This window comes from Kaistia granuli DSM 23481, from assembly GCF_000380505.1.
GTDB lineage: Bacteria > Pseudomonadota > Alphaproteobacteria > Rhizobiales > Kaistiaceae > Kaistia > Kaistia granuli.
Genome location: NZ_AQYH01000002.1, coordinates 21625 through 47199, shown reverse-complemented (window position 1 = coordinate 47199; position 25575 = coordinate 21625). Strand labels below are relative to the sequence as shown.

Sequence of the window (25575 nt, the reverse complement as noted above, 5' to 3'; positions counted from 1 at the left end):
AATCAAGGAAAAGGCGCGCCCGCGGGGGCGCGCGTTTTTCGTGCCGGCATTTCTAGAACCAGCCGCGCATCTTCGCGGTCTGCAGCACCGTCAGCACGACGATCAGGGCGGCAAGGATGATGGCTCGGCTGGGTCGCCAGCCGGAGTCTCGGCGTGGGAGTTTCGGGTCTTCGGGCATGGGCACCTCGTCAACAGGCTGCGATCGCGCGCATCCATCGCGGCGGCTGGACGGCATGTCCCCCTTCTAGCTGCCGCCGAGCGGGCGACGCCATCGTCCGTTCCAGAAAAAGTTCCGCCATCGTCTTGCGTTCCCCCCGGCCGAGGCGTACACGCGTCGGCGGGACACGCCTCCCCAACGAGGCGCTTACTATCTGTGAGGATAGACTATGGCAGATCTCGCTACGCCTGGCCGCCGGCCGGTGAACGCTAATTATTCTTCCGGCCCCTGCGCCAAGCGTCCTGGTTGGACCTTCGATGCGCTCAAGGATGCGGCCCTCGGCCGATCCCACCGGGCCAAGATCGGCAAGACCAAGCTCCAGCAGGCCATCGATCTCACCCGCGACGTGCTCGGCGTTCCCGCCGACTATCGCATCGGCATCGTGCCGGCTTCCGACACGGGCGCCGTCGAGATGGTGCTATGGTCGATGCTCGGCGCCCGCGGCGTCGACATGATGGCCTGGGAATCCTTCGGCGAAGGCTGGGTCACCGATGTCGTCAAGCAGCTGAACCTCGAGGACGTCCGCACCTTCAACGCCGATTACGGCAAGCTCCCCGATCTCGGCCAGGTCGACTTCGACCGCGATGTCGTCTTCACCTGGAACGGCACCACCTCGGGCGTGCGCGTCCCGAACGGTGACTGGATCGACGCCGACCGCGCCGGCCTGACCATCTGCGACGCCACCTCGGCCGCCTTCGCGCAGGATCTCGCCTGGGACAAGCTCGATGTCGTGACCTTCTCCTGGCAGAAAGTTCTCGGCGGCGAGGGCGCCCACGGCATGCTGATCCTGTCGCCCCGCGCCGTCGAGCGTCTCGAGACCTACAAGCCTTCCTGGCCGCTGCCGAAGATCTTCCGCATGACCAAGGGCGGCAAGCTGATCGACGGCATCTTCGTCGGCGAGACGATCAACACCCCGTCCATGCTGGCAGTCGAGGACTACCTCGACGCGCTCAACTGGGCGAAGGCGCTCGGCGGCTGGAAGGCTCTTGCCGCTCGCGCTGACGCCAACCTCAAGGTGCTGGCCGACTGGGTCGCCAAGACCGACTGGATCGATTTCCTGCCGGTCGCCGAGGACACGCGCTCCAACACCTCGGTCTGCCTGATCATCACCGATCCGGCGATCAAGGCGCTTGACGACAAGGCGCAGGCCGCGTTCGCCAAGTCGGTCGTGACCGCGCTCGACAAGGCCGGCGTCGCCTATGACATCGGTTCGTACCGCGATGCGCCGGCCGGCCTGCGGATCTGGACCGGCGCCACGATCGAGGCCTCGGATCTGGCCATCCTGACCGAGTGGCTCGACTGGGCCTTCGCCTCGCAGAAGGCCGCCCTCCAGGCCGCCTGAGTTCCAGACGGCGGGGCCTCGGCCCCGCCCGTTCGCTCGACATTCCAGTTTTCATACCAGCGTCCGCACGCCCTCAGGCGTCATCCCCGCGAAAGCGGGGATCCATACAGCCTAGGCTTCGGCTGAATGGATCCCGGATCTTCGCTTCGCTAGTCCGGGATGACGACGGCGCTAGGTAACCAGGGACACAAAGCACATGGCACCGCGCGTTCTCATTTCCGACAAGCTCTCCAAGACCGCCGTCCAGATCTTCAAGGATCGGGGCGTCGAGGTCGACTACATGCCGGATCTCGGCAAGGACAAGGAGAAGCTGCTCGAGATCATCGGCAATTATGATGGTCTCGCCATCCGCTCGAATACCAAGGTGACCGAGAAGGTCATCGCGGCGGCGAAGAATCTCCGGGTCATCGGCCGCGCCGGCATCGGCGTCGACAATGTCGACATTCCGGCGGCGACCGCCAAGGGCATCATCGTGATGAACACGCCCTTCGGCAACTCGATCACCACTGCCGAGCACGCGATCGCGATGATCTTCGCGACCGCCCGCCAGATCCCCGAGGCCAACGCCTCGACCCAGGCCGGCAAGTGGGAGAAGAACCGCTTCATGGGCGTCGAGGTGACGGGCAAGACGCTCGGCATCATCGGCTGCGGCAATATCGGCTCGATCGTCGCCGAGCGCGGCGTTGGCCTGAAGATGCGTGTCATCGCCTTCGACCCGTTCCTGTCGCCGGACCGCGCCGTCGATCTCGGCGTCGAGAAGGTCGAGCTGGACGAATTGTTCCGCCGCGCCGATTTCATCACCCTGCACACGCCGCTGATCGAGAAGACGCGCGGCATCATCGATGCCAAGGCGATCGCCACGATGAAGGACGGCGTCCGCATCATCAATTGCGCGCGCGGCGGCCTGGTCGTCGAGAAGGACCTCGCCGAGGCGCTGAAGTCCGGTAAGGTCGCCGGCGCTGGTTTCGACGTATTCGAGGAAGAGCCCGCCACCGAGAACGTGCTGTTCGGCCTGCCCAACGTCGTCGCGACGCCGCATCTCGGTGCCTCGACCACGGAAGCGCAGGAGAATGTTGCCCTCCAGGTCGCCGAGCAGATGGCCGATTACCTGGTCAAGGGTGCTGTCTCCAATGCCTTGAACATGCCCTCCATCACCGCGGAGGAAGCGCCGCGTCTGACGCCGTTCGTCAAGCTCGCCGAGCAGCTCGGTTCGTTCGCCGGCCAGCTCACCGAGACCGGCATCAAGGCGATCAAGCTCGAATATGAGGGCGACGTCGCCGAGATGAACGTGCGCGCGCTGACCGCCGCTGCGGTCGCCGCCGTGCTGCGTCCGCAGTTGCAGACCGTCAACATGGTCTCGGCCCCGGCCGTCGCCAAGGAACGCGGCATCGCCATCGAGGAAGTCCGTCGCGAGCAGCAGGGCGCCTATGAGAACTACATCCGCCTGACGGTGACGACGGAGCGCCAGGAGCGTTCGGTCGCCGGCACGGTGTTCGGCGACGTCAAGCCGCGCATCATCCAGATCAAGGGGATCAACATGGAGGCCGAGCTCGGCCTCCACATGCTCTACGTCACCAACAAGGACAAGCCGGGCTTCATCGGCCGCTTTGCCAGCCTGCTCGGCGCCGAGGGCATCAACATCGCCACCTTCAACCTCGGCCGCAAGGCCGCCGGCGAAGATGCGATCGCGCTGATCGAAGTCGACGAGGCAATCTCGGACAGCGTCATCGACCGCGTCAGCGCGCTCGAGGGCGTCGTCCAGGCCAAGCGCCTGACATTCTGAGACGCGGTCCCATTGCTGGAATGAAGAGGGGCGACGGATAACCGTCGCTCTTTTTCGTTTGGGCTCGGGGGGGCGTCATGACTGCGGTCCGCCCCCTGTTGAAGGGCGCGCGGGACGACCCGAATCCTCCGTCATCCTCGCGGATGCGAGGATCCATGCAGCCGCGCTGCCGAGCGTTTCGCGAAACGGCCAACCCGGCTGAATGGATCCCGAGTCTCCGCCCGGGATGACGGCGAGGGTGGGGAGAGGGCGAGAAAAGCTACCGCCCGAACGCGCGGATGCGAGCCAGGCTCAATTGCGCGATGGTGATGCCGCCGATGATCAGGGCGTAGCCGGCGCCGTGATACCAGCGCGGCTGCTCGCCGAGGAAGACGATGGCGATCGCCGAGCCGAAGACCGGCAGCAGGTGGAAGAACGGACCGGCGCGGTTGGGGCCGATCAGCGCGACGCCGCGGTTGAAGAAAAGATAGGCGACGACCGACGGAATGACGATGACATAGGCGAGTACGGCGAAGGTCAGCGGCGTCGCCTGGATGATCTTGCCGCTCGCCATCTCCAGCGCGAAGAAGGGCAGGATCGTCAGCGCGCCGACCGGGATGATGAAGCCGAGCATTGACCAGTAGTGGATGCGCGGCGCCTTCTTCAGAAGCGCCGAATAGAAGCCGGAGCAGCTGATCGCGACCAGCATGATGATGTCGCCGACATTCAGCGTCAGGTGCAGCAGCACCGTAGGATCGCCGCGGCAGATGATCAGCACGACGCCGCAGAGCGACAGGCCGACACCGGTGATCTGCGCCGATGTCATGCGGTCCCGGAACAGGATCAGCGACCAGACGCCGATGACCAGCGGCGCGATCGACTGCATCAGGAGGCCGTTCAGCGCCTCTGTATATTGCAGCCCGTAATAGGCGAGCGTGTTGTAGGCGCCGATGCCGGCGGCGGCGAGCAGCACCATGAGGCCGAGATGGCTCCGGATCGTCGGCCAGTCGCGCTTCAGATGCGGCCAGGCGATCGGCAGGATGATCAGCGACGCGCCGAGCCAGCGGATCTGCGACAGCGCCACGGGCGGAATCGAGCCGGCGACATAGCGGCCGAGCACGATATTGATCGCCCAGAACAGGAAAGTGAGGGAAAGCAGCAGATAGGGCCGGTTGAACAACCAGGAGAAGGCCCGTGAAAGCAACGACATGGACTGGCCTCGGTCAGCGGAACGTCTGGATAGACCTGTCCGGCCACCCGTGCCAAGTGCCAACTGGCGCTGCCGATGGGGAAGCCTCGCTCTGGGGGCCTTGTCGGTCGAGGCATCGGGCGTGGATCATGCCGCTGCGAATCAGGGACAAAGGGGTGGGCGGCATATGGCGGTTCCGGCCAGCAAGGACGAACTTCTCGCGGCGATCGACGTCGCCTATGCGAAGCTTGCCAAGGATCTCGCGACGGTGCCGGCCGAACGGGCCGGCGAGAAGACGCTCGAGGGCCATGCGCGCGACACGCGAATGAGCGTGCACGATCTCGTCGCCTATCTGACGGGGTGGAACGAGCTGGTTCTGAAATGGCATGCCGGGCGGGATGCCGGCGAGCCCGTCGATTTTCCGGAGAGCGGATATCGGTGGAACGAGCTCGGCGCCTTGGCCCAGAAATTCTACGCCGATTATGCCGATCTTTCCTTCGAGGCGCTGCTGCAGCGCTTCGCCGAGGCCAAGGGTCGGATCGTCACGCTGATCGAGCGCCATGACGATGCCGCGCTCTACGGCACGCCCTGGTACGAGAAATACACCATGGGCCGGATGATCCAGTTCAACACGTCGTCCCCCTATGCCAATGCGCGCGGGCGGCTGCGCCAATGGAAGAAGGAAAACGGTATCGCCTGACGCGGCGGGCCGCATTTGTCACACGGTCTGCGCAATTGCGGCGCGGCGATACCACAATCGCGCGCTATGCGGGCATTGGCCTCCGTCGCAATTCGAGCGGCGGCGGCGCTCCAGTCCCAGGGGAAGTCAGCACGGCCATGAAGATCCTCGCTCTGTCGCTGGCGGCATTGGCCGCCTGTACCGCCAACGCCTATGCCGCCGATGTGCCGCTCGCCAGCCGCATCACCGCCGTCACGGTGCATCCGCAAAGCGCGGCGGTGTTGCGCGAAGCGGCGTTTTCGGTGCCGGCCGGCGTGAGCGTGCTTCTGGTCGACGATCTGCCGGCAGACATGGCGCCGGACAGCCTGCGTGTCGAGGGATTGGCGGCGGGTGGTCTGTCGATCCGGTCCGTCGAGACACGCAGCCAGGCCTATGATCCGGACGCCGATCCGGTCCGGATGGCGATTGCTGCCGAGATCCAGACGTTGCGGGACCGCATTGCACGGCTCAACGACCGGCTGGCGGCGCTCGATCTGCGCGTGAAGTTCATCGACGGCCTGGCGGAAAGCCTGCCGCAGGGCCTGGCCAAGGGCTTTGCCGAGGGCAAGGCCGTCGGCGACTGGATCCAGACGGCCGAAGGGCTTGGCGCCGAGCGCGAGAAGATCGACGCGCTGCGGGCTGCCGTGCTGATCGAGAAGCGCGGCGTCGAAAAGACGATCGATGGCCGCCAGCGGGCGATGGACGACCTGCCGCCGGCCTTGCCGAAGCTGGCGGCGCGGATCGAGGTGACGGCCGGCCAGGCGGCGACCGGGCGGCTGTCGCTCGGCTATCGCACGCAGACGGCGGGATGGACGCCTGCCTATGACGTTTCGCTGTCGGTTGGCGAGGCGGGCGCCGAGCCGAAGCTCGAGCTGGTTCGCCGGGCCGAACTGCATCAGGCGACGGGCGAGGACTGGTCCGGCGTCGCGCTGACCCTGTCGACGGCCCGACCGGCCGAGGGCACCCAGGCGCCGGAGCCCTATGAGAGCGTCGTGCGTTTCGTCCCCCGCTACGACGCCAAGATGGCGCGCGAATCGCTCGTCCGTCCGGCGCCCGCGCCGCCGGCGCTGGCCGCCGAAGCGCCGCAGGGCGGCGGCGCCTATGACGCGATCGAGCAGGCGGAGGCGATCGCCGATTTCGGCGATTTCCGCGCCGAATACCGCATTCAGGATCCGGTGTCCGTCGCCTCGGGCGATGGCAGCCGCTCCGTCCGTATCGCCACCGAGAGCCTCGCGCCGTTGCTCGAAGTGCGCGCCGTGCCGGCGATCAGCGACGCCGCCTATCTGACCGCGCGCTTCAAGAACCGGTCCGGCGCACCCTATGTCGGCGGCGAGGCCGTGCTCTATCGTGACGGCGCCTTTGCCGGAACCGTACCGCTGCCCTTCACGGGGCCGGATGCGGAGATCGCGCTGGGCTTCGGCATCGACGACAAGGTCGCGGTCACCCGCACCATCGTGCAGGAGAAGACGGGCGAGCGCGGGCTGATCTCGTCGGAAAAGACCGACGAGCGGCGTTATCTCATCAAGGTCGAGAACCGGCATGGGCGGCCGATGCCGATCGTCGTGCTCGACCGGCTTCCCGTCTCCGAGGCGCAGACCATCGCCGTCGAGCCGCTTTCGGAGGCGACACCGCCGACCGAGACCGCCGTCGACGGCAAGCGCGGCGTCGTCGCCTGGCGCTATGACTACGCCCCCGGCGAAATAAAGGAGATCCGCAACGCCTTCACCATCCGCTGGCCGGCCGATCAGGACGTGTTCTGGCAGAATTGAAGGCAGGAGATGCGGTCGCGGGGGTCGCGTCGGTGATGGGGAGTCTATATAGTCCGCGCGCCTCGTCCTGGTGGGTTACCGGGACGCTGGCCTATCGCGCGCCGCGCATCGCGGCATTGGCTGTGGCAGGACGTCGAAAAGGGAAGTCTCAATGGCGAATGTAGTCGTCGTCGGATCGCAATGGGGCGACGAAGGCAAGGGCAAGATTGTCGATTGGCTCTCCGAGCGCGCCGACATCGTCGTGCGCTTCCAGGGCGGACATAATGCCGGCCACACGCTTGTCATCGACGGCGTTTCCTACAAGCTCAGCCTGCTGCCTTCGGGCGTCGTGCGTCCGGGCAAGCTCGGTGTCATCGGCAATGGCGTGGTCGTCGATCCGCATGCGCTGGTCGCCGAGATCGGCCGCCTCGAGGCTCAGGGCGTCAAGGTTTCGCCCGAGAATCTCCGCATCGCCGAGAATGCCGCGCTGATCCTGTCGCTCCATCGCGACCTCGACGCGTTCCGCGAGAACAGCACGACCGGCACCCGCATCGGCACCACGAAGCGCGGCATCGGCCCGGCCTATGAGGACAAGGTCGGCCGTCGCGCCATCCGCGTCATGGACCTCGCCGACCTGCCGGCGCTGCGCGAGAAGATCGAGCGGCTGCTGGCGCACCACAATGCGTTGCGCCGCGGCCTCGGCCAGGACGAGATCTCGGTCGACTCGCTCTATGAAGAACTCGCCTCGGTCGCCGACAAGGTGCTGCCGTTCATGGATTCGGTCTGGCAGCTGCTCGATCGCGAGCGCCGGGCCGGCAAGCGCATCCTGTTCGAAGGCGCGCAGGGCGCGCTGCTCGACATCGACCACGGCACCTATCCGTTCGTCACCTCGTCCAACACCGTCGCCGGCCAGGCCTCGACGGGTTCGGGCGTCGGTCCGGGCGCGGTCGGCTATGTGCTCGGCATCACTAAGGCCTACACGACGCGCGTCGGCGAGGGGCCGTTCCCGACCGAGCAGACCGGCGAGATCGGCGATTTCCTCGGCACGCGTGGCCATGAATTCGGCACGGTGACGGGGCGCAAGCGTCGTTGCGGCTGGTTCGACGCCGTGCTGGTTCGCCAGACGATCCGCACCTCCGGTATCACCGGAATTGCACTGACGAAGCTTGATGTTCTCGACGGCCTTGAAGAAATCAAGATTTGCGTTGGATATAGGCTCGACGGCCGCGAGATCGACTATCTTCCGGCTTCGCAGGCGGCGCAGGCCCGGGTCGAGCCGATCTACGAGACGCTGGAAGGGTGGAAGGACACCACCGCCGGCGCCCGTAGCTGGAACGACCTGCCGGCCCAGGCCGTCAAGTACGTACGCCACGTCGAGGAACTGATCGGCGCGCCGGTTGCGCTGCTGTCGACCAGCCCGGAGCGCGACGATACAATTCTGGTTCAGGATCCGTTTCAGGACTAAGGCTGTCGATCACAGGCGCCGGTTCGGACAAGTCAGTTAGTAGAATGGGACGATGACCGACTATTACGCGGTATTGAAAAAGGCGGTCTCCGGGTTCGAGAGCGAATCCGGGGACGCGCGTCGTTCGGTTTACGACAAGGCGCGCACCGCGCTGATCGCCCAGTTGAAGTCGATCGATCCTCCCCTGACGACGTCCGAAATCTCGCGCCAGCGCCTGGAGCTGGAAGAGGCGATCCGCAAGGTCGAGCGCGAGGCGAGCGTTGCCCGCGCGACACCGGTGCGGGTCAGCGCGGCCGCCGCCGTCGCCGAGGCGCTCGCCGCCAGTCCCGAGCCGGACTATGCCGAGACCCTCGATCACGATCTCGAGGAAGGAGAGCGCGAGGAGGCGACGCCGCCCCCTCCGCCGCAGCCGACTCCGCCTCCGGTTCAGAGGCAGATAGAGCCCGTCCGTCCGGCGCCGGTTCCCGCGCCGATCCCGCGGACCGTGGCGCCCGCACCGAAGCCGACCCCGCCGCCCGCGCCGGTTGAGGACGAGCTTCCCGACGAGCTTTCCTATCCGGTCGAGCCGGAAGCGGAATGGTCCGAGCCCGAACACGAAATCGAGCCGCCGCAGCCGGTTCGCCAGCCGCCGCCGATCCAGCCGCAATGGCCGCAGGTATCGCCGAAGGCTGAGTTTTCCAATGACCGGCAGGGCGCTCAGGGCGGACGGCGCGAGCCGACGCTTTCGGCCGCGCCGCTCGACGAGCCACGCTTCGATCTCGATGACGACATCGATCATGGTCGCCGGTCGGCCGATGCCGATTGGGCGCCGGAGCCGTTCCTCGATCCGCCGACCGACGCCGGATTCGACGAGCCGCGCGGACGCGGTGGGCGGAATGGTAACCGGGGTCGTGAGCGGGACCGTGACCGCACGGCCGAGCGGGCCCCCGCCTATGCCGAGCGGAGCAAGCCCTCGCGTTGGCCGACGCTGATCCTCCTGATCCTGATCGGCCTGTTGCTGGGCGGTATCGCCGCGCTGGCCTGGTCGCAGCGCAGCGTCGTCAAGGACGTGATCGGCGATCTGATCAGCTCGGCCGAGCAGAGCGGGGGCAAGCCGACGCTGAGCGAGAATTCCGAGCCGGCACCCGCCAGCACCAAGAATGCCGATCGCCTGGGCGGCGAGCCGGTGGTCGACGCGCCGAAGACGGTGCGCACCGTCGAGGCGGAGCCGTCGCCGGACGATCAGGAGGTCGATCCGCTGGCTGGCGTGATGGCGCCGGAAGGCACGCGCCCCGCGGCCGAGCCCGCCGCGCCGGAACCCCCCGCCGCCGCACCGCAGCCCGCGGCTAGCAGTGGCGCGGCGACGGCCGATGATTCGCTCGTGGCCCAGAAGGCAATCCTTTACGAGCAGCCGACCGACGGCAGCCAGAACGTCAAGGTCGTGAACGCGACCGCGACGTGGAAGTTCAACGCCAATTCGTCGAACGGCCCGGAGATCCAGGCCCAGCTCGAGGTGCCCGAAAAGGGCATGAAGGTGACGCTGAACATCCGCAAGAACAACGACAGCGCCTTGCCGGCGAGCCATCTGGTCGAGATCGTCGTCGACACCCCGGCCGATTTCGCCGGCGGTGGCGTCAAGTCGGTCCCGGCGCTGGTGATGAAGCCGACCGAGGAATCGCGCGGCCAGCCGCTGGACGGCGCCGCCGCCAAGGTGGCGGACGGCTTCTTCTGGATCGCCTTCTCGAACGACGCCCAGCCGATGGCGCAGAACGTCGCCCTGCTGCGCGAGCGCAACTGGATCGACCTGCCGCTGGTCTACAACAATGATCAGCGCGCCATCCTGACCTTTGAGAAGGGGACGCCCGGCCAGCGCGTGTTCGACAAGGCTATGGCCGCCTGGGGCAGCAACTAGGCGCGGTCCTCAAGGCGTAGCGGGATGACCATGAAGCTGAGGCTCATCCTGCATGGGAAGGCGGCGCGCGAGCCGCGCGTGCGCGCGGCGGTCCACGCCGTGCGCGAAGACGGCCACGAGGTCTCGGTCCGCGTGACCTGGGAGGCGGGCGATGCCGGCCGTTTCGCCACCGAGGCGGTCGCCGAGGCTCGCAACGGCCGGATCGACGCCATCGTCGCCGGCGGCGGCGACGGCACCGTGAACGAGGTGTTCGCGCTGGCGCTCGCGGCCAACCCGCCGGAGCCTTGCAGCTTCGGTATCCTGCCGCTCGGAACCGCCAATGATTTCGCGCGCTCGAACGGACTGCCGGTCGACGATCTCGCCGCCTGCCTGCGGCTCGTCACCACGACCGTGCCGAAGCCGATCGATATCGGCACGCTCAACGGCCGCGTCTTCGTCAATCTTGTCTCCGGCGGCTTCGGCTCGCGGGTCACGGTCGAGACCGACCCGGAACTGAAGCGGCGGCTTGGCGGGCTCGCCTATGTCGTCACCGGTGTCACCCGTTTCCGCGAACTCTCCGCCAGCCGCGGCCGCATCCGCGCCGAGGGCTTCGACTGGGAGGGAAGCTTTGTCGCGCTCGCCGTCGGCAATGGCCGCCAGGCGGGCGGCGGCATTGTGCTTTGCCCGGAGGCACGGCTCGATGACGGCCTTCTCGACCTGATGATCGTGCCGGAGCTGGTCGGCGATGCGCGGCTCGACGCCCTGTCGCAGCTTTTCCGTCAGGGCGCGGCCGCTATTTCCAGCCTACAGGTGACGACGCGCTCGTCCTGGTTCGAGTTCGAATCCGACGAGGAACTCTCCGTCAACCTGGATGGTGAGCCGGTCAGGTCGCGCACCTTCCGGATCGAATGCCGCCCGGCCGCGCTGCGTGTGCATCTCGGGCCGACGCCGCTTTTCGGTACCGCATAGCTGCTATCCCCAGCCGGCTCTTGCGCCCGCTGCCGTCCTCGGCCATGCTCCGGCCATTCCGAGGGGTGTTCGCTAACGCGAGCTGAGATGGCCATGGGCCGAACCCTTCGAACCTGATCCGGGTCATGCCGGCGAAGGGACGGGAAGCAAGATTCGCGACGTCATCTCGTTCATCGCCATAGGCATGTCTCGTCCGTATTCCGGAGGAGCGGCTTCGCCATGGCGGCACGGGCTGAATTCGACGCGCCCCATCGAGGGGGCGGATGGCTGGGCGGGGTGATACGGGCGCTCGTCGTCGCGGTCGGGCTGCTCGCCATTTGGCAGGTGGTGATCCTGGTCTTCGCGCCGCCGCCCTTCATGCTGCCGCCGCCGGCCCGGGTCTGGCGCGCCCTGGTCGAGCGCCCGGATCTCTGGCAGCGCGACGCCGTCACCACCCTGATCGAGACGGTTGCCGGCCTGATCACCGGTTCGCTCGCCGGCATCGCCCTGGCGCTGGTGATGACCTTCGTGCCGGCGATCCGGCGTATCCTGATGCCACTCCTGATCGTCACCCAGGCCTTTCCCGTCTTCGCCATCGCGCCGCTGCTCGTGCTGTGGTTTGGCTTCGGCATCGGCTCGAAGATTGTCATGGCGACGATCGCCATCTTCTTCCCCGTCGCCTCCGCCTTCCATGACGGATTGGCGCGGACGGAGGCCGGACTGATCGACCTCGGCCGCCTCTATCGCGCCAAGAGCTGGCAGGAAATCCTCTATCTCCGCATTCCCTACGCCTTGCCGGCGCTGGCCTCCGGCCTGCGGGTGGCAGCCGTCTATGCCCCGGTCGGCGCGCTGATCGGCGAATGGGTCGGCGCTTCTTCCGGGCTTGGCTACGCCATGCTGATGGCCAATGGCCGGGCCCAGACCGACGTCATGTTCGCCGCCCTCGCTCTGCTTGCCGCCATGGCGGTTCTTGTTCGCGCCGTGGTCGACGCCGCGACCCGACACATCGCCCCCTGGGCGCCCGAAACCCTTACCTGATCCCTGAACCTGCAAAGGAAATCGATCTGATGAAATCCTCCATCCGGCTGGCCGCGCTCGGTCTCGCGGCCGTCCTTTCCATCGCTCCCGTCCAGGCCGCCGACAAGCTCACGGTGCTGCTCGACTGGTTCTACAATCCCGATCATGCGCCGCTGGTGATCGCCAAGGAGCAGGGCATCTTCGAAAAGCATGGCCTCGACGTCGAGATGATCGCGCCGGCCGACGCCAGCGCGCCGCCGCGTCTGGTCGCCGCCGGCCAGGCCGACATCGCCGTCACCTACCAGCCGGATCTGATGCTGCAGGTGAAGGAAGGCCTGCCGCTGACGCGGATCGGCACGCTGATCGAGACGCCGCTCAACGCGCTGATCGTGCTCAAGGACGGCCCAGTCCAGGCGCTCGCGGACCTGAAGGGCAAGAAGATCGGTTATTCGGTCGCCAGCCTGCAGAACGCCTATATCGGCACCGTCCTCGCCTCGGTCGGCCTGACCGAGAAGGACGTCGAAATGGTCAACGTCAACTTCAACCTGACGACGTCGCTGATGTCGGGGCAGGTCGACGCGGTGATCGACGGTTACCGCAATGTCGAACTGATTCAGCTTGGCCTCGAAGGCAAGCCGGGCCGCGCCTTCTTCCTGGAGGAGCATGGCGTGCCGGCCTATGACGAGTTGATCTATGTGACGCGCAACGAACTGCGTGGCGATCCGCGCATGGCGCGTTTCCTCGCCGCGGTCGAGGAGGCCACGATCTACCTGACCAACCATCCCGACGAGGCGCTGGCGACGTTCGTCAAGGCGCATCGCGAGCTCGATAACCAGCTCAACCGCGATTCGTTCTATGCGACGCTGCCGCGCTTCGCCAAGCGTCCGGCGGCGCTGGATATCGGCCGCTATGACCGCTTCGCGGAATTCATGAAGGCCAAGGGGCTGCTCGCGGCCGTGCCGCCGATCGACAGCTACGCCATCGCCCCGCGCTGACGGCGAGGCGAGACCCTCATCCGCTTGCCGGGTGAGGGTCTCTATCCCTCCGGAAGGCCGGCGAGGCGCAGGCCTTCCAGATATTTCTCGAGCGGCGGGCCTTCGAGGTTCTGGACCGCCGCGCCGATGCCGGCGACCGTCAGGCCCGGCGTCTCGGCCAGCAGCCGGCGCACGGCGCTGCGGGCGAGCGTCGTCTGGCCGGCGAGCGCGGCCGAGGTGGCGAGCAGGCGGTAGGCCCAGACCATGCCGGGCCGGCCATGCAGTGCCTGCGCCGCCCAGTGCGCCGCCTCGGCATAGCGGCCGAGCAGGAACTGGCAGGTGGCGATGCCGGCGAAGGCATTGAACTGGATCGGATCTTCCGGGCTCAGCGCGATCGACTTCTCGAAGCTTTCCAGCCCTTCGGCCGGGCGCCCGGAATAGGCCTGCGCATAGCCGAGCCGCGTCCACGCCCAGGCGAAGGTCGTGTCGAGGGCGATGGCGCGCTCGATATAGACGAGCGCCCGTGCCTGGTCCGCCAGCAGGATGGAATAGGTGGCGCCGATCGCCGTCATGACGAGCGGATCGGGCTCGGCCGTCTCGGCGGCCCGCTCGGCCAGCTCGATCGCCGCCATCCGGTCGCGCTCCGGATCGTCCGACCAGAGATAGGTGATCTGCTGGCTCAGGCACCACGCCTTCAGGCTGAGCGCCGCGCCGGAATTCGGATCCGACGCCAACGCCTGCTCCAGCAGTTCGAGCGCGGCGATGTTGTCCTCGCGGCGATGGGCCCAGAAATGCGGCATCGCCTTCAGCACGAGGTCATGTGTCTTCAGCGTGTCGGCCGCCTTGCGCCGTGCCCGCTCGATCTCGGCCGAACGGACGGCCGGACGCAACGCCCCGGCGACGAGCGTCGCGACGTCGTCCTGTAGCGTCAGCGTATCGTGCACCGTGCCGTCCTTGCGGCCGGACCAGAGATGCGCGCCCGTTTCGGCGTCGACGAGCTGGGCAGTCACGCGCAACACGTCGCCCGCCTTACGGACGCTGCCCTCGACGACGTAGCGCACGCCGAGATCGCGGGCGAGCGAGCGGACGTCGGTCGGCCGGTTCTTGTAGGTGAAGGCGGAGTTGCGGGCGATGACGCGGATGTCGCGCACGCGCGACAGCGTCGCCGTCATTTCCTCGACAACGCCGTCGGCGAAGGCCTCGTGATCGTTGGCGGGCGACAGGTCGTCGAAGGGCAGCACGACGGCGAGCGGGCGCAGATCGGGCGCCTGGACGCGCTGCAGCGGCGGCACGCCGAGGCTGCCGGGGGTGAGCATCTGGCTGGGTGTCGGGGTCAGGTTCGGCAACGCCTTGCCTTCGGGCATCCAGAACCATGCCTCGACGGGGTAGGGGATGCTGCGCAGGGTGAGGAAGCCGGCCGGCCTGAAGGCGGCAGCCGGTTCGCCGAGCAGTTGCCAGCGCACGGAATGGGTGATGGCGATGCCGCCGGGCGGCGCCGCGGTCTGCAGCCGCATGGCGAAGCCGATCGCCGCGCCGAAGCGGTCGTCCTCGGTCAGGATGATGTCGGCGAGCACGATCGCCGCCCGAACCTCGACCGGCGGCCTGTCACGCGCCGCGTTGCGGGCGGCCATGGCGTTCTGGAAGGCCATCGTCCATTCGACGGCGTCGAGCACGCTCGGAAACTCGATCAGCCCGCCATCGCCCATGGTCTTGATGATGTGGGCGCCGTAGCGGCCGAAGGTCGGCCGGACCAGGGTCCGGTAGATCGACCGCATTTCCCGGATCGCGCCCATCTCGTCGCGCTGGATGAGCTCGGAATAACCGACCACGTCCAATGCAGCGATGACTGTCAGGCGACGACGCGGGCGCGCCATGGCTGATCCTCGACCCCGGAATGAATGAGCGTGATGGCATCCGGTACTTACGCTACGGCATGCCTTCTATGCCGGATACAATATCTCGGCAGCTTTCGCAATAGGTTCGTTTATCGGGGGAGATGAAAAAGCATCGCGCGGAGTGCGCCACGGCCGAACGGCCGCCACCGGCGCCTGGATTCAGGCGTCGGTCCCGGTAAGTTCGTCTTCGCCGTGATTGCGTTCGAGGTCGCGCGCCCCGCGGCGCACGGCCTTCTGCACCTTCTCGAAGGCGCGCACCTCGATCTGGCGGACGCGTTCGCGGCTGACGCCGAATTCCGCGGAGAGTTCCTCCAGTGTCATCGGATCGTCGGAGAGGCGGCGGGCCTCGAAGATGCGCCGCTCGCGCTCGTTCAGGACGCCCATCGCATCGCGCAGCAGCTTGCGGCGGTTGTCCGCCTCTTCCTGGTTGGCGAGGATGGTTTCCTGGTTGTCGCTGTCGTCGACCAGCCAGTCCTGCCACTCGCCGCCTTCCGCGTCGGCGCGCAGCGGCGCGTTCAGCGAGGCGTCGCCGCCGAGGCGGCGGTTCATCGAGATGACGTCGTCGGTGGTGACGCCGAGCTTGGTGGCGATCTGCTCGACCTGATGCGGCTTCAGATCGCCTTCCTCGAGCGCCTGGATCTGGCTCTTCATCTTGCGCAGATTGAAGAACAGGCGCTTCTGGTTGGCGGTGGTGCCCATCTTGACGAGGCTCCACGAGCGCAGGATGTACTCCTGGATCGAGGCCTTGATCCACCACATGGCATAGGTCGCGAGGCGGAAGCCCTTTTCGGGCTCGAACCGCTTCACGGCCTGCATCAGGCCGACATTGCCCTCGGAGATCACTTCGCCGATCGGCAGGCCGTAGCCGCGATAGCCCATGGCGATCTTGGCAACGAGACGCAAATGGCTCGTCACCAGCCGGTGGGCGGCGCTGCGGTCGTCATGCTCCTTATATGCTTTGGCAAGCATGTACTCTTCATCCGGCGCGAGCATGGGAAAGCGCCGGATATCGTCGAGATAGCGTGAAAGTCCGGCTTCGCCGGACGCGATGACAGGAAGACTTGCTCTGGCAGCCATGTGCCCCCTCCATTCTTGCCGACGTTCCCCGAAAGCCAACGCCGGTCGCGGCCAAATTGGCCCGCATGGGGATATATAGGCACGAAATACAGGTTTAACAGGAGCGACGGGTGCGGAATCGTCTCACAAGGCGTTGAAAGCCTCGATCAGCTCGGCCAGATCGGCCGGTGGCTCGGCCTCGAAATGCAGCGCCTCGCCTGTCGTCGGGTGCTCGAAGCCGAGCAGCCATGCATGCAGCGCCTGGCGGTGGAACTGCGAAACCAGCGTGCGCGCCGGCTCGGGCAGGCGGGTGACCTTGGTCAGGAAGCCCTTGCCATACTCCTGGTCGCCGACCAGGGGCAGGCCCATCGCCGCCATATGGACGCGGATCTGGTGGGTGCGGCCGGTCTCGAGCCGAAGGTCGATCAGGCTGGCGATCGGCGCCGCCTTGTCGCCGAAGCGCTCGGCGACCGTGTAGTGGGTGATCGCTTCCTTGCCGCCCGTCTTCAGCACGGCCATCTTCAGCCGGCTGGTCGGCGAGCGGCCGATCGGGGCATCGACGAGGCCGTAGGGAAGGGCGGGCACGCCCCAGACGATCGCCTGGTAGCCGCGCTCCAGCGGGCCGGTGCGGCCATGGTCGGCAAACTGCTTCGCCAGTCCCTTGTGGGCGCGGTCGTTCTTGGCGACCACCATCAGGCCGGTCGTGTCCTTGTCGAGGCGGTGCACGATACCCGGTCGGCGCACGCCGCCAATCCCCGACAGGCTGTCGCCGCAATGGGCGATCAGCGCGTTGACCAGCGTGCCGGACCAGTTGCCAGCGGCCGGATGCACGACGAGGCCGGCCTGCTTGTCGATGACCAGCAGGTCGCTGTCCTCATAGACAACGTTGAGCGGGATCGGCTCGCCTTCGGGTTCCGGTGCGACAGCCGGCGGCACGGCGACGCGGATGACGTCGCCCGCGTTGACCGCCTTTTTGGCCTCCACTATGGTCGCGCCGCCGATCGAAACGTGGCCGGCCTCGATCAAGGATTTGAGGCGGCTGCGGGACAGTTCGGCAATCGCGGCGGCCAGATAGGCATCGAGGCGTCGGCCTGCCGCGTCCGGTTCGACCACGAGGTCGACGATTTCCTCGCCGTCATCCGGAAACTGATCCATGGTTCGCGCTACTTCCTCTCCGGTTTCAAACCCGCCCGGCCCGCCGGAAGACGGGCTCGACACGCCGCTCGATCCTGCGGTCGAACGCGTGCGGCAAAGGCTGAAACGGCTGATTATTGTCTCGAGCGCGACGGTCCTTCTCGGCTTCGCTGCCGTGCTCTTTGCCGTCATCTATCGGATCGGGCCGGAGGGAAGCAAGCCCGGTCTTGCCGCAGGCACGGTCGAGATGCGGATCGAGCAGGCGATTCCGGCCGGCGGCCGCGTGATTTCCTCGGCGCTCGACGGCCCGCTGCTGGCGCTGACGATCGATGTCAGCGGCGCAACGCAGATCGTCGTCATCGACATTGCGTCGGGCGCGGTCGTCCGCCGCATCGAGCTCGGCGCCGGCTCGTAGCCGCTGCCGGCCGGGCTGCGACAAAGTTCTTCACAGGCTGTTTGAAGAAGTTTGTCGAGACGGCCTTGCCAAGTTTCGGATCAGTGGGTATATCGCGGTCATCCGAAGCAAACGGATGTGCGCCCTTCGTCTAGCGGTCAGGACGTCGCCCTCTCACGGCGAAAGCAGGGGTTCGATTCCCCTAGGGCGTACCAAAATTTGCATCCCGCCGATACGAACTGAATAGACCGTGCCTGCGATCTGTCGCGGGCTTCCTGCGTTTGTCGTTCTTCATTCGTGCGGGCGACAGGTCATCCTTGCCGGGCTGCGGCTTCATCAAATCTCCATCGGAATGAGACGGGCCTGTCATGTGGGCAGCCTATGCGGAGCGGGCTTTTTCTTCTCCGAAAGGACGTTCCGATGCGTTTGCGCTCCCTGCTCGCCGCCGCCGTCGCCGTCGCGGCCCTGACAGGCCCGGCTGCGGCCTCCGAGACTTTCCCCGCGAAGCTCGCCGGCCACGCCTTCCTGCCCGCCATGACCATGATCGCGCCGCCGGCGGATGCGCCGCGCGATGCCTTTGTCTCCGGCAAGTTCACCGGCAAGAAACGCAACGAAGTGCCGATGAGCGTCGTTGGCGATGTCGGCGCTGCCTATGGCAGCCATCCGACCGGCATTTCGCTGCCGTTCCTCGGCCAGCCGGTGCAGGGCATGTCCGGCTTCGCCATGAACCGCGCGCCGGACGGCAGCACCTACACGCTGACTGACAACGGCTTCGGCACCAAGCTGAACAGCCCGGACGCCATGCTGTTCTTCCACCGCATGAAGCCCGACTTCGCCACCGGCAAGGTCGAGCGGCTCGAATCGGTCTTTCTGCACGACCCCGACCGCAAGGTGCCCTTCCGCATCGCCTATGAGGGCACCGACAGCCGCTATCTGACCGGCGCCGACTTCGATCCCGAGAGCATCCAGCTGTTGAACGACGAGATCTGGATCGGCGACGAGTTCGGCCCGTTCCTGATCCGCGCCACGCTGGACGGCCGGGTGATCGACGTCTATCCGACCGAACTCGGCGGCGAAGTGCTGCGCGGCCCGGATACCCCGGGCGTCACCGTGCCCTCCGTGCCGGGCAAGGATTTCCGCGTGCAGCGTTCCGGCGGCTACGAGGGCATGGCCCTGCAGCCGAAGACGAACCTGCTCTGGGCCATGCTGGAGAAGCCGCTGCTCGGCGCCGACGGCAAGCCGGAAGGCGACTTCCTCACCGTCATGACCTTCGACACCGGCAAGGCGGCCTGGACCGGCGACAGCTTCCGCTTCCGCCTGGCGGAAGGCGCGACCGCGATCGGCGATTTCAACTTCATTGACGACACGCGCGCGCTGGTGATCGAGCGCGACAATGGCGAGGGCGATCCGAGCCTCGAATGCAAGACCGAAGACACGGCGTCCTGCTATCCGCTGCCGGCCAAGGTGAAGAACATCGTCCTGGTCGACACGGCCAGCGTCGACAAGGACGGCTTCATCCGCCGCATCGCCCAGGTCGACCTGATGAAGATCCGCGATCCCGACGGCAAGGCGATCGTCAAGACCGCGGCGGATCGTGATTTGAAGGGGATCTTCACCTTCCCGTTCTTCACCATCGAGGACGTGATGCGCGTCGACGTCACCCACATCCTGGTGGCGAACGACAACAACCTGCCGTTCTCGGGCGGCCGCGAGATCGGCAGGGCCGCCGACAACGAGTTCATCCTGCTCGACGTGGCCGATTTCCTCGCCGCCAAGTAGGTCGGAAGGCTTCGCAGCCCTTCTGTTCGACGGCATGCGGGCGCGTCCGGCTTCGGCCGGCGCGCCTTTTTCTATGGGCGCGGCGGCGGGCCCTTGCCGTGCACATAGGCGTCCAGCCCGGTCACCAGATGGTCGAAGGCGAGGCGTATGCGGCGGACCGTGCGCAGATCCTCATGCATGGCGACCCAGCATTCGAGCGGATAGGCGAAGGCGTCCGGCACCAGGCGGACGAGATCGGGATCGCGCGCGGCGAGCGGCGCCTGGCAGACGCCGATGCCGAGGCCGGCGCGGATGGCGGCAAGCTGGGTCGTGTCGCTGTCGGTGCGCAGGCTGAACATTTCGCGCGTCAGCGACAGGCCGAGCTTCTGCAGCGCGCGAACGGCAGCCGTCTCGCGGTCGAAGCCGATCAGAGCGTGGCCGCCCATGTCGGCCAGGGTCCCCGGCGTGCCCCGCCGGTCGAGATAGCGCCGGTGCGCGTGCAATCCCAGCTCGACCGAGCCGATGCGGCGCGCCAGCAGCGTTCCCTGGGTTGGACGGACCATGCGGATGGCGATGTCGGCCTCCCGCCGCAGCAGATCCTCGTTCCGGTTCGAGACGATCAGCTCGATGGCGATGCGGGGATGCGCCTGCTGGAAGGCGGCCAGCATCGGCGGCAGGATCTCCGTGCCGACGATTTCGCTGGCGGCGAGGCGCACCGTGCCGCGATCCTCCGCTGCCTCGCCGGATGCCGTGCGCACCAGCGCCTCGGCTGCGGCCGCCATCGTCGCGGCATGCGGTGCCAGTTCCAGCGCCGCATCCGTCGGCGCCAGGCCCGTCTGCGAGCGCGTGAACAGCACGACGCCCAGCGACGCCTCCAGCTCGTCGATGTGACGGCCAACGGTCGGCTGCGTCAGGCGCAGGCTGCGGGCGGCGCCCGACAGGCTGCCGTCGCCCATCACGGCGAGAAACGAACTGAGATGATCCCAGGATGGCGTCATCATACAAAAATGCATGATCACTATCCGAAGTTCAACAATTCCACATATCTGAATTCGGGACGATCTTGCCTCCAATCCATCAGCAAGGAGCGGAGACATGACGGAGAACAGAATTGCCTTGGTCGTTGGCGCGACGGGCGGTATCGGTGGCGCGGTGGCGCGGGTTCTGCTCGGCCGCGGCTGGACGGTGCGTGGCCTTACCCGGTCGTCTGCGGCGGCGGCGCGGAAGCCCGGCGGCGAGGGCATCCAATGGGTCGAGGGCGATGCGATGAACGCCGCCGATGTCAGCGCGGCGGCGCAGGGCGCGGCGATCCTCTTTCATGGCGCCAATCCGCCGGGATATCGGAACTGGCAGGGGCTTGCCTTGCCCATGCTTGAAAGCACGATCGCGGCGGCGAAAGCCTCCGGCGCGCGCATCGTCTTTCCGGGCACCGTCTATAATTTCGGGCCCGATGCCCGTCCGCTGGTCGACGAACGGTCGCCCCAGAGGCCGATAACGCGCAAGGGCAGGATCCGCGTCGCCATGGAACAGCGTCTACGCGAGACGGCGGAGGCGGGGACGCCTGTGCTCATCGTGCGCGCCGGCGACTTTTTCGGTCCGCATGCCGGCAACAACTGGTTCGGAGCGGGCATCGTCAAGGCCGGGAAGCCGGCGACGCGGATCTCCTATCCGGGCAAGCCGGATGTCGGGCATGCCTGGGCCTATCTGCCCGATCTGGCGGAGACGATCGTGCGCCTCGTCGAGCGGTCGGATGCATTCGATCCCTTCGAGGTGTTCCATTTCCGCGGTCACTATTTCGACCGGGGCGTCGCCATGGCGGAGGGTGTGCAGGCGGCGCTCGGGCGGCCGGACATGAAGATCCGGCGCTTTCCCTGGTTCGCGGTCTATCTGGGCGCGCCCTTCGTCGAGATGTTCCGCGAACTGATCGAGATGCGCTACCTCTGGACCGAGCGACTGGAGCTCGACAATCGCAAGCTCCTCGGCGTTCTCGGTGCCGAGCCGCACACGCCCCTCGTCACCGCGCTGCGGGAAACGCTGAAAGGCATAGGCAGCCTGCCGGATTCGGTGGCGCGGCTTCCCGGCACCGACCTGGCGCGGGCGGGTTGATCAGAGGCTGCCGCTGGCGTGCTGCAGGGCGCGGATGCGATCGGCGAGGCCGGTCGGGGCTGGCTCTTCGGGAGGCGGCGGCAATTCCGTTACCAGGCTCGGCCCGTCGCCGCGCTCGGCCGCCATGCGGGCGACGGCGGCGCCGAATTCGATCAGCTTGCCGCGCAGCAGCGCCGTCTCCTCGGCATTGGCTCCGCCCTGGTTCTGCCTCAGTGCCACGATGTCGCTTTCGAGCCGGGCGTTCATCATCTGCAGCGCCGCGATCTGCCGGGCGAGATCGGCCTTCTCTTCGCGGATGGCGATCGCGCCCATCTCGGCGGTCTCCGCCTCGACGAGGCGGACGGAAAGATCCTCGATGCGGGCATGCGCGTCGTTCAGGTCCGCTTCCCGCTTCTTCAGTTCGGCCACAGCCGCGCGGATCGTCGCCTCGGTCTCGCTTTCGCGCCCGCTCTGTTCCTCGCTCATCCGGCGCTGGATCGCCAGATTGGCCTTCAGTGCCGACATCTCGCTCTCGAAATCGGCGCTGGCAACCTCGCTGAAGGTCGAGGTCAGCTTCATCGCCGCCAGCGTGTCGCGCAGATTGTCGAGCTCGGTGTCGCGGGCGATGATCTCGAGGCGTTGCGCCTCGCGCTCCGAGGCCAGGTCGCGGATCGCGTCCTCGGCGGCGGCGAGGTTGGAACGGATGGTCGCAAGGGTCTGCTCGGTCGTCGCCCGTTCGGCCGCGGTCGTGGCCAGCGCGAGGTCGGCCTCCGCCATGCGCGCTTCCAGTTCGGCGCGGCGCGTCTCCAGCGCGACGATGTCGTCGGCCGAGAGCGATCCCTGCGCGGTCAGGTGCGTGATCACCTCGCGCTTGCGATTGATGTCGATGAACTGCTCGGTAACCTGCGCCTTGAGGCGGCCGATGGTCTGGTTGAGGGTGCTGATCGACAGCGCGAAACCGGCGCGGAGCTGGTCCTTCTCGGCCTGGATCTCGGCACGCGTCATCGGCAGCGTGCGCTCCATGTCCTGGCGGGTGAGGCGCAGGGCACGACGCCAGAGGGGAGGGCCGAGCACCAGAGCGACGATCCCCGCCGACAGGAAGCCGAGTGCGAAATACATCACTGCTTCGATCAACGTATCGTCTCCGACTGTCCGTCGCGCCCGAGGGAAGCGTTGCGGGGCTCGTCCCGCAGACATCGGCTCCTCGGCGTCAAACCGCGCGCCGTCTCCCTAATGACATCGGAAGAAGCCGCGAGTCCAGCAACAACCGCGCGCGGCCAGGGCGCTCGCTCTGCTTCTAGCGGATGTGTTGCCCCGGGGCCGTGATGCGGATCACAGGCGGATCAGAAGGGGTTCCAGGTCTGGCGGTCGGTGAATTTCAGGTAGCCGACATTGAGGCCGAGACGGGCGCCGAGACCCGAGACGATCGGGACGATGAAGACGTTGTCACGCGAAAGCACGGTCATGCCGACGCCGCCGACGAGATAGGCCGAGCCGTTGACGCCGCCGAAACGGTTGTAGATCGCGCTGATCGAGGGGAGATTGTAGACCAGCATCATGACGCGCGAGCCGTCGCCGCCAATGTCCCAGCCGAGCGAGGGGCCCTGGAAGAACACCTGATGCTGGCCGGCGTTCTTGGTGTAGAGCGTGCCATTGCCATAGCGCAGGCCGGCGAAGAGGGCGCCCGAGCCCTGCTCGCCGAGAATGTAGCCGTTCGGCAGGCCGTATTTCGACACGGCGTGCTCGACCACCGACGCGAGGCTTCCGGACACTTCGCCGAAGAACTTGTGGCCGGTATTGACCAGTTCGTCGGAGGAATAGTTTTCGGGGCTCTGGGCGAAGGCGGGACGGAGGGCGAGGATCGGCGCTGCCAACGCGATCAACGCGATGAGGAACGTAAAGCGCAGGCTGCGAAACATCTCGGTCGGGCTCCTTGTCGTGTCGTGGCGGCACATGGCACGGACCCGATCCCCCTGCGGGTGGAACCCGGCGTTAGGCGCGCGAATCACTCATAGAGTGTAAGTCAAAAAGGGCGGCATCTTGGCATCCCGATCGGCGGGAAAGCTCGCCAAGTCGACCTTCGGGCAGGCCAAGCGCGTCTGCGGACGGGTCAGGACGGTCTCCGGTTGGCAGCATCCCCGGGGCGGTGTATCCCCGAGGCGCTCTTCGCAATGTGTTGATTCGTGCCAAACAAGGGAATGATGCGTCATGACCAATGAGATCGAACTCGAAGCTCTCGATCTCGCGGCGCTTCTCTGCAGTCGCGTCTGCCACGACATCATCTCGCCGGTCGGCGCCATCAACAATGGCCTCGAGGTCCTCGACGAGGAGACCAGCGAGGAGATGAAGAGCTTCGCCTTCGACCTGATCCGCAAGAGTGCCCGCCAGGCCTCCGCCAAGCTGCAATTCGCCCGCCTCGCTTTCGGCGCGGCTGGATCGGCCGGTGCCGAGATCGACATCGGCGATGCCGAGAAGGTGGCGCGCGGCTACATGGAAGGCGAGAAGGCTGCGTTCGAATGGACCGCGCCGCGCGCGCTGATGCCGAAGAACCAGGTCAAGCTGATCCTGAACCTCGTGCTGATGGCAGTGGCCGCCGTGCCGCGCGGCGGCCTGATCAAGGTGACGATCGAGGGGGATCCGACCAAGCCGGACGTCACCTTCCATTGCTCGGGTCCGAGCGCCCGCATCCCGGCCGCGTTCGAGAAGCTCATTCCCGGCGCCCTCGTCGACGTCAACATCGACGCCCATGCCGTGCAGCCCTATTACGCCGGCCTGCTGGCGCGCTGCTCCGGCATGAAGGTTGCGGCCGTACTGGAAGGGGCGGATGTCATCATCACGGTGCGTTCCGCGCCCGCCGCGGAACCGGCGGTGGAGCCTGTCGCGGCGGTCGCCGAGACAGATGTGGCGGCAGCCGAGCCGGCAACTGTCGACGGCGCCACGGCCTCGACCGAGGCCTGACAGCCGGCGCTGCGAGGCGCGGCGAAGCCATTGGGACCGCGAGGCGGCGACGCATCGCCCGGACGAATGCAACCGCGCTGATCGCACCGATCGGCGCGGTTTTTTGTTTGGGCTGGTGCTTGCTCGCGCGCGGAAGGGCAGGGGGTGGGCTCGCAGGCGATGCCCGACGACCGGTCCTTCGCGGTCTGGAATCGGCATTCACGCCGATTCCAGACACAAAAAACCCCGCCGCAGCGGGGTCTTCAGTCTGAGCCGGTGGGAGGGACCGGCTATGCGCTTGCGCGCATCTCGGCTTCATCCGGCTCGCGCAGCACGTAGCCGCGGCCCCAGACGGTCTCGATGTAGTTGAGGCCGTTGGTGGCGGTCGCCAGCTTCTTGCGCAGCTTGCAGATGAACACGTCGATGATCTTCAGCTCGGGCTCGTCCATGCCGCCATAGAGATGGTTCAGGAACATCTCCTTGGTCAGAGTGGTGCCCTTGCGGAGCGAGAGCAGCTCCAGCATCTGGTATTCCTTGCCCGTCAGATGCACGCGGCTGCCATGCACCTCGACCGTCTTGGTGTCGAGGTTGACGGTGAGCTCGCCGGTGATGATGACCGACTGGGCGTGCCCCTTCGAACGGCGCACGATCGCATGGATGCGCGCAACGAGCTCGTCCTTGTGGAAGGGCTTGGTCATGTAGTCGTCGGCGCCGAAGCCGAGACCGCGAACCTTGTCCTCGATGCCGGCGAGGCCGGACAGGATCAGGATCGGCGTCTTGACCTTGGCAACCCGCAGCGACCGGAGAACCTCATATCCCGACATGTCGGGCAGGTTCAGGTCGAGCAGGATGATGTCGTAGTCGTAGAGCTTGCCGAGATCGACACCCTCTTCGCCGAGATCCGTCGTGTAGACGTTAAAATTCTCGGACTTGAGCATCAGTTCGATGCTCTGCGCAGTGGCGCTGTCGTCCTCGATCAGCAGAACTCGCATACCAATCCCCTCAATTGCCTATCCTGGGCTTGGCGCTCCGGCCTCGAAAACCGGTGCTTGGAAAACGGCTCACC

22 protein-coding genes, 1 tRNA gene and 1 riboswitch are annotated in these 25575 nt (G+C 66.7%); of the genes, 14 read left to right on the top strand and 9 right to left on the bottom strand.

Translation table 11 applies throughout. The annotated features are described in order from the left end of the window. Positions 1-52 precede the first annotated feature (52 nt). Positions 53-178: a hypothetical protein gene (locus tag G342_RS26525; RefSeq protein ID WP_018181286.1), complete on the bottom strand. Its 126-nt coding sequence runs from the start codon at positions 176-178 to the stop codon at positions 53-55. 208 nt (positions 179-386) lie between these two features. Here G342_RS26525 and G342_RS0101270 point away from each other — a divergent pair, with 208 nt between their 5' ends. Both G342_RS0101270 and serA read left to right on the top strand, forming a co-directional pair. Then, the gene (locus G342_RS0101270) at positions 387-1559 is read left to right on the top strand and encodes a phosphoserine transaminase (protein WP_018181285.1); all 1173 of its coding nucleotides are present in this window, start codon (positions 387-389) and stop codon (positions 1557-1559) included. A 196-nt stretch (positions 1560-1755) separates the two neighbouring features. Further along, complete coding sequence (gene serA / locus G342_RS0101265) at positions 1756-3342, top strand: phosphoglycerate dehydrogenase (RefSeq protein WP_018181284.1); 1587 nt, start codon at positions 1756-1758, stop codon at positions 3340-3342. A gap of 259 nt (positions 3343-3601) precedes the next feature. Here serA and G342_RS22875 read toward each other — a convergent pair whose 3' ends face one another. Next, positions 3602-4531: a DMT family transporter gene (locus G342_RS22875; RefSeq protein ID WP_018181283.1), complete on the bottom strand. Its 930-nt coding sequence runs from the start codon at positions 4529-4531 to the stop codon at positions 3602-3604. Positions 4532-4697: 166 nt separating this feature from the next. Between G342_RS22875 and G342_RS0101255 the strand changes: the two genes are divergently transcribed. The 7 genes from G342_RS0101255 to G342_RS0101225 all read left to right on the top strand — a co-directional run bounded on the left by G342_RS0101255 (position 4698) and on the right by G342_RS0101225 (position 13271). Further along, positions 4698-5210 (top strand): ClbS/DfsB family four-helix bundle protein, encoded by a 513-nt coding sequence (locus G342_RS0101255; protein WP_018181282.1) that lies wholly within the window; start codon positions 4698-4700, stop codon positions 5208-5210. Between the two features lie 137 nt (positions 5211-5347). Beyond that, positions 5348-6997: a mucoidy inhibitor MuiA family protein gene (locus G342_RS0101250; RefSeq protein WP_018181281.1), complete on the top strand. Its 1650-nt coding sequence runs from the start codon at positions 5348-5350 to the stop codon at positions 6995-6997. Between the two features lie 151 nt (positions 6998-7148). Beyond that, a complete protein-coding gene (locus G342_RS0101245) occupies positions 7149-8441 on the top strand; it encodes an adenylosuccinate synthase (RefSeq protein WP_018181280.1) in 1293 nt (430 codons plus the stop codon). Between the two features lie 52 nt (positions 8442-8493). Next, positions 8494-10332, top strand: a complete 1839-nt coding sequence (locus G342_RS25085) for a hypothetical protein (RefSeq protein WP_018181279.1) — start codon at positions 8494-8496, stop codon at positions 10330-10332. A 24-nt stretch (positions 10333-10356) separates the two neighbouring features. Next, the gene (gene yegS / locus G342_RS0101235) at positions 10357-11280 is read left to right on the top strand and encodes a lipid kinase YegS (protein ID WP_026304002.1); all 924 of its coding nucleotides are present in this window, start codon (positions 10357-10359) and stop codon (positions 11278-11280) included. A 51-nt stretch (positions 11281-11331) separates the two neighbouring features. Beyond that, positions 11332-11437: riboswitch (TPP riboswitch) on the top strand. Between the two features lie 62 nt (positions 11438-11499). Then, positions 11500-12297, top strand: a complete 798-nt coding sequence (locus G342_RS0101230; RefSeq protein ID WP_083930998.1) for an ABC transporter permease — start codon at positions 11500-11502, stop codon at positions 12295-12297. Between the two features lie 29 nt (positions 12298-12326). After that, positions 12327-13271 (top strand): ABC transporter substrate-binding protein, encoded by a 945-nt coding sequence (locus tag G342_RS0101225; protein ID WP_018181276.1) that lies wholly within the window; start codon positions 12327-12329, stop codon positions 13269-13271. A gap of 41 nt (positions 13272-13312) precedes the next feature. On the opposite strand, the gene G342_RS0101220 is transcribed toward G342_RS0101225, so the two are convergent. The 3 genes from G342_RS0101220 to G342_RS0101210 form a co-directional block, all read right to left on the bottom strand. Next, positions 13313-15124: an adenylate/guanylate cyclase domain-containing protein gene (locus G342_RS0101220; RefSeq protein ID WP_018181275.1), complete on the bottom strand. Its 1812-nt coding sequence runs from the start codon at positions 15122-15124 to the stop codon at positions 13313-13315. Between the two features lie 180 nt (positions 15125-15304). Then, a complete protein-coding gene (gene rpoH / locus G342_RS0101215) occupies positions 15305-16222 on the bottom strand; it encodes an RNA polymerase sigma factor RpoH (RefSeq protein ID WP_018181274.1) in 918 nt (305 codons plus the stop codon). Between the two features lie 123 nt (positions 16223-16345). Beyond that, entirely contained in the window at positions 16346-17356 is a 1011-nt protein-coding gene (locus G342_RS0101210; protein ID WP_018181273.1) for an RluA family pseudouridine synthase, read from the bottom strand. Here G342_RS0101210 and G342_RS26365 point away from each other — a divergent pair. From G342_RS26365 to G342_RS0101195, 3 genes are all read left to right on the top strand, one after another. Next, positions 17355-17750, top strand: coding sequence for a hypothetical protein (locus G342_RS26365; RefSeq protein ID WP_018181272.1), 396 nt, complete (start codon positions 17355-17357; stop codon positions 17748-17750). The two genes, G342_RS0101210 and G342_RS26365, sit on opposite strands and share 2 nt — an antisense overlap. Before the next feature lie 119 nt (positions 17751-17869). After that, a tRNA-Glu gene (locus tag G342_RS0101200) sits at positions 17870-17944 on the top strand. A 205-nt stretch (positions 17945-18149) separates the two neighbouring features. Next, the gene (locus G342_RS0101195) at positions 18150-19508 is read left to right on the top strand and encodes an esterase-like activity of phytase family protein (RefSeq protein ID WP_018181271.1); all 1359 of its coding nucleotides are present in this window, start codon (positions 18150-18152) and stop codon (positions 19506-19508) included. A gap of 71 nt (positions 19509-19579) precedes the next feature. Here G342_RS0101195 and G342_RS0101190 read toward each other — a convergent pair whose 3' ends face one another. Then, positions 19580-20488: a LysR family transcriptional regulator gene (locus G342_RS0101190; protein ID WP_018181270.1), complete on the bottom strand. Its 909-nt coding sequence runs from the start codon at positions 20486-20488 to the stop codon at positions 19580-19582. Between the two features lie 94 nt (positions 20489-20582). Between G342_RS0101190 and G342_RS0101185 the strand changes: the two genes are divergently transcribed. Next, complete coding sequence (locus tag G342_RS0101185) at positions 20583-21593, top strand: NAD-dependent epimerase/dehydratase family protein (RefSeq protein ID WP_018181269.1); 1011 nt, start codon at positions 20583-20585, stop codon at positions 21591-21593. Here G342_RS0101185 and G342_RS0101180 read toward each other — a convergent pair whose 3' ends face one another. Continuing rightward, the gene (locus G342_RS0101180) at positions 21594-22706 is read right to left on the bottom strand and encodes a coiled-coil domain-containing protein (protein ID WP_156830747.1); all 1113 of its coding nucleotides are present in this window, start codon (positions 22704-22706) and stop codon (positions 21594-21596) included. Positions 22707-22915: 209 nt separating this feature from the next. Further along, a complete protein-coding gene (locus G342_RS0101175) occupies positions 22916-23491 on the bottom strand; it encodes a DUF1134 domain-containing protein (RefSeq protein WP_018181267.1) in 576 nt (191 codons plus the stop codon). A 289-nt stretch (positions 23492-23780) separates the two neighbouring features. Between G342_RS0101175 and chpT the strand changes: the two genes are divergently transcribed. Continuing rightward, positions 23781-24530, top strand: a complete 750-nt coding sequence (gene chpT, locus G342_RS0101170) for a histidine phosphotransferase ChpT (RefSeq protein WP_018181266.1) — start codon at positions 23781-23783, stop codon at positions 24528-24530. Between the two features lie 269 nt (positions 24531-24799). Here the strand turns inward: chpT and ctrA are convergent, their stop codons facing one another. Beyond that, positions 24800-25501, bottom strand: coding sequence for a response regulator transcription factor CtrA (gene ctrA, locus G342_RS0101165; RefSeq protein ID WP_018181265.1), 702 nt, complete (start codon positions 25499-25501; stop codon positions 24800-24802). Between the last annotated feature and the right edge of the window lie 74 nt (positions 25502-25575).

Coding starts and splice junctions, on each gene's coding strand:
- G342_RS0101190 (WP_018181270.1), bottom strand. CDS start 20,488: ATGATGACGCCATCCTGGGATCATCTCAGTTCGTTTCTCGCCGTGATG.
- G342_RS0101255 (WP_018181282.1), top strand. CDS start 4,698: ATGGCGGTTCCGGCCAGCAAGGACGAACTTCTCGCGGCGATCGACGTC.
- G342_RS0101245 (WP_018181280.1), top strand. CDS start 7,149: ATGGCGAATGTAGTCGTCGTCGGATCGCAATGGGGCGACGAAGGCAAG.
- chpT (WP_018181266.1), top strand. CDS start 23,781: ATGACCAATGAGATCGAACTCGAAGCTCTCGATCTCGCGGCGCTTCTC.
- G342_RS0101195 (WP_018181271.1), top strand. CDS start 18,150: ATGCGTTTGCGCTCCCTGCTCGCCGCCGCCGTCGCCGTCGCGGCCCTG.
- G342_RS0101225 (WP_018181276.1), top strand. CDS start 12,327: ATGAAATCCTCCATCCGGCTGGCCGCGCTCGGTCTCGCGGCCGTCCTT.
- G342_RS26365 (WP_018181272.1), top strand. CDS start 17,355: ATGGTTCGCGCTACTTCCTCTCCGGTTTCAAACCCGCCCGGCCCGCCG.
- G342_RS26525 (WP_018181286.1), bottom strand. CDS start 178: ATGCCCGAAGACCCGAAACTCCCACGCCGAGACTCCGGCTGGCGACCC.
- G342_RS0101230 (WP_083930998.1), top strand. CDS start 11,500: ATGGCGGCACGGGCTGAATTCGACGCGCCCCATCGAGGGGGCGGATGG.
- G342_RS0101270 (WP_018181285.1), top strand. CDS start 387: ATGGCAGATCTCGCTACGCCTGGCCGCCGGCCGGTGAACGCTAATTAT.
- ctrA (WP_018181265.1), bottom strand. CDS start 25,501: ATGCGAGTTCTGCTGATCGAGGACGACAGCGCCACTGCGCAGAGCATC.
- G342_RS0101210 (WP_018181273.1), bottom strand. CDS start 17,356: ATGGATCAGTTTCCGGATGACGGCGAGGAAATCGTCGACCTCGTGGTC.
- rpoH (WP_018181274.1), bottom strand. CDS start 16,222: ATGGCTGCCAGAGCAAGTCTTCCTGTCATCGCGTCCGGCGAAGCCGGA.
- G342_RS0101185 (WP_018181269.1), top strand. CDS start 20,583: ATGACGGAGAACAGAATTGCCTTGGTCGTTGGCGCGACGGGCGGTATC.
- G342_RS25085 (WP_018181279.1), top strand. CDS start 8,494: ATGACCGACTATTACGCGGTATTGAAAAAGGCGGTCTCCGGGTTCGAG.
- G342_RS0101250 (WP_018181281.1), top strand. CDS start 5,348: ATGAAGATCCTCGCTCTGTCGCTGGCGGCATTGGCCGCCTGTACCGCC.
- G342_RS22875 (WP_018181283.1), bottom strand. CDS start 4,531: ATGTCGTTGCTTTCACGGGCCTTCTCCTGGTTGTTCAACCGGCCCTAT.
- G342_RS0101220 (WP_018181275.1), bottom strand. CDS start 15,124: ATGGCGCGCCCGCGTCGTCGCCTGACAGTCATCGCTGCATTGGACGTG.
- yegS (WP_026304002.1), top strand. CDS start 10,357: ATGACCATGAAGCTGAGGCTCATCCTGCATGGGAAGGCGGCGCGCGAG.
- G342_RS0101175 (WP_018181267.1), bottom strand. CDS start 23,491: ATGTTTCGCAGCCTGCGCTTTACGTTCCTCATCGCGTTGATCGCGTTG.
- serA (WP_018181284.1), top strand. CDS start 1,756: ATGGCACCGCGCGTTCTCATTTCCGACAAGCTCTCCAAGACCGCCGTC.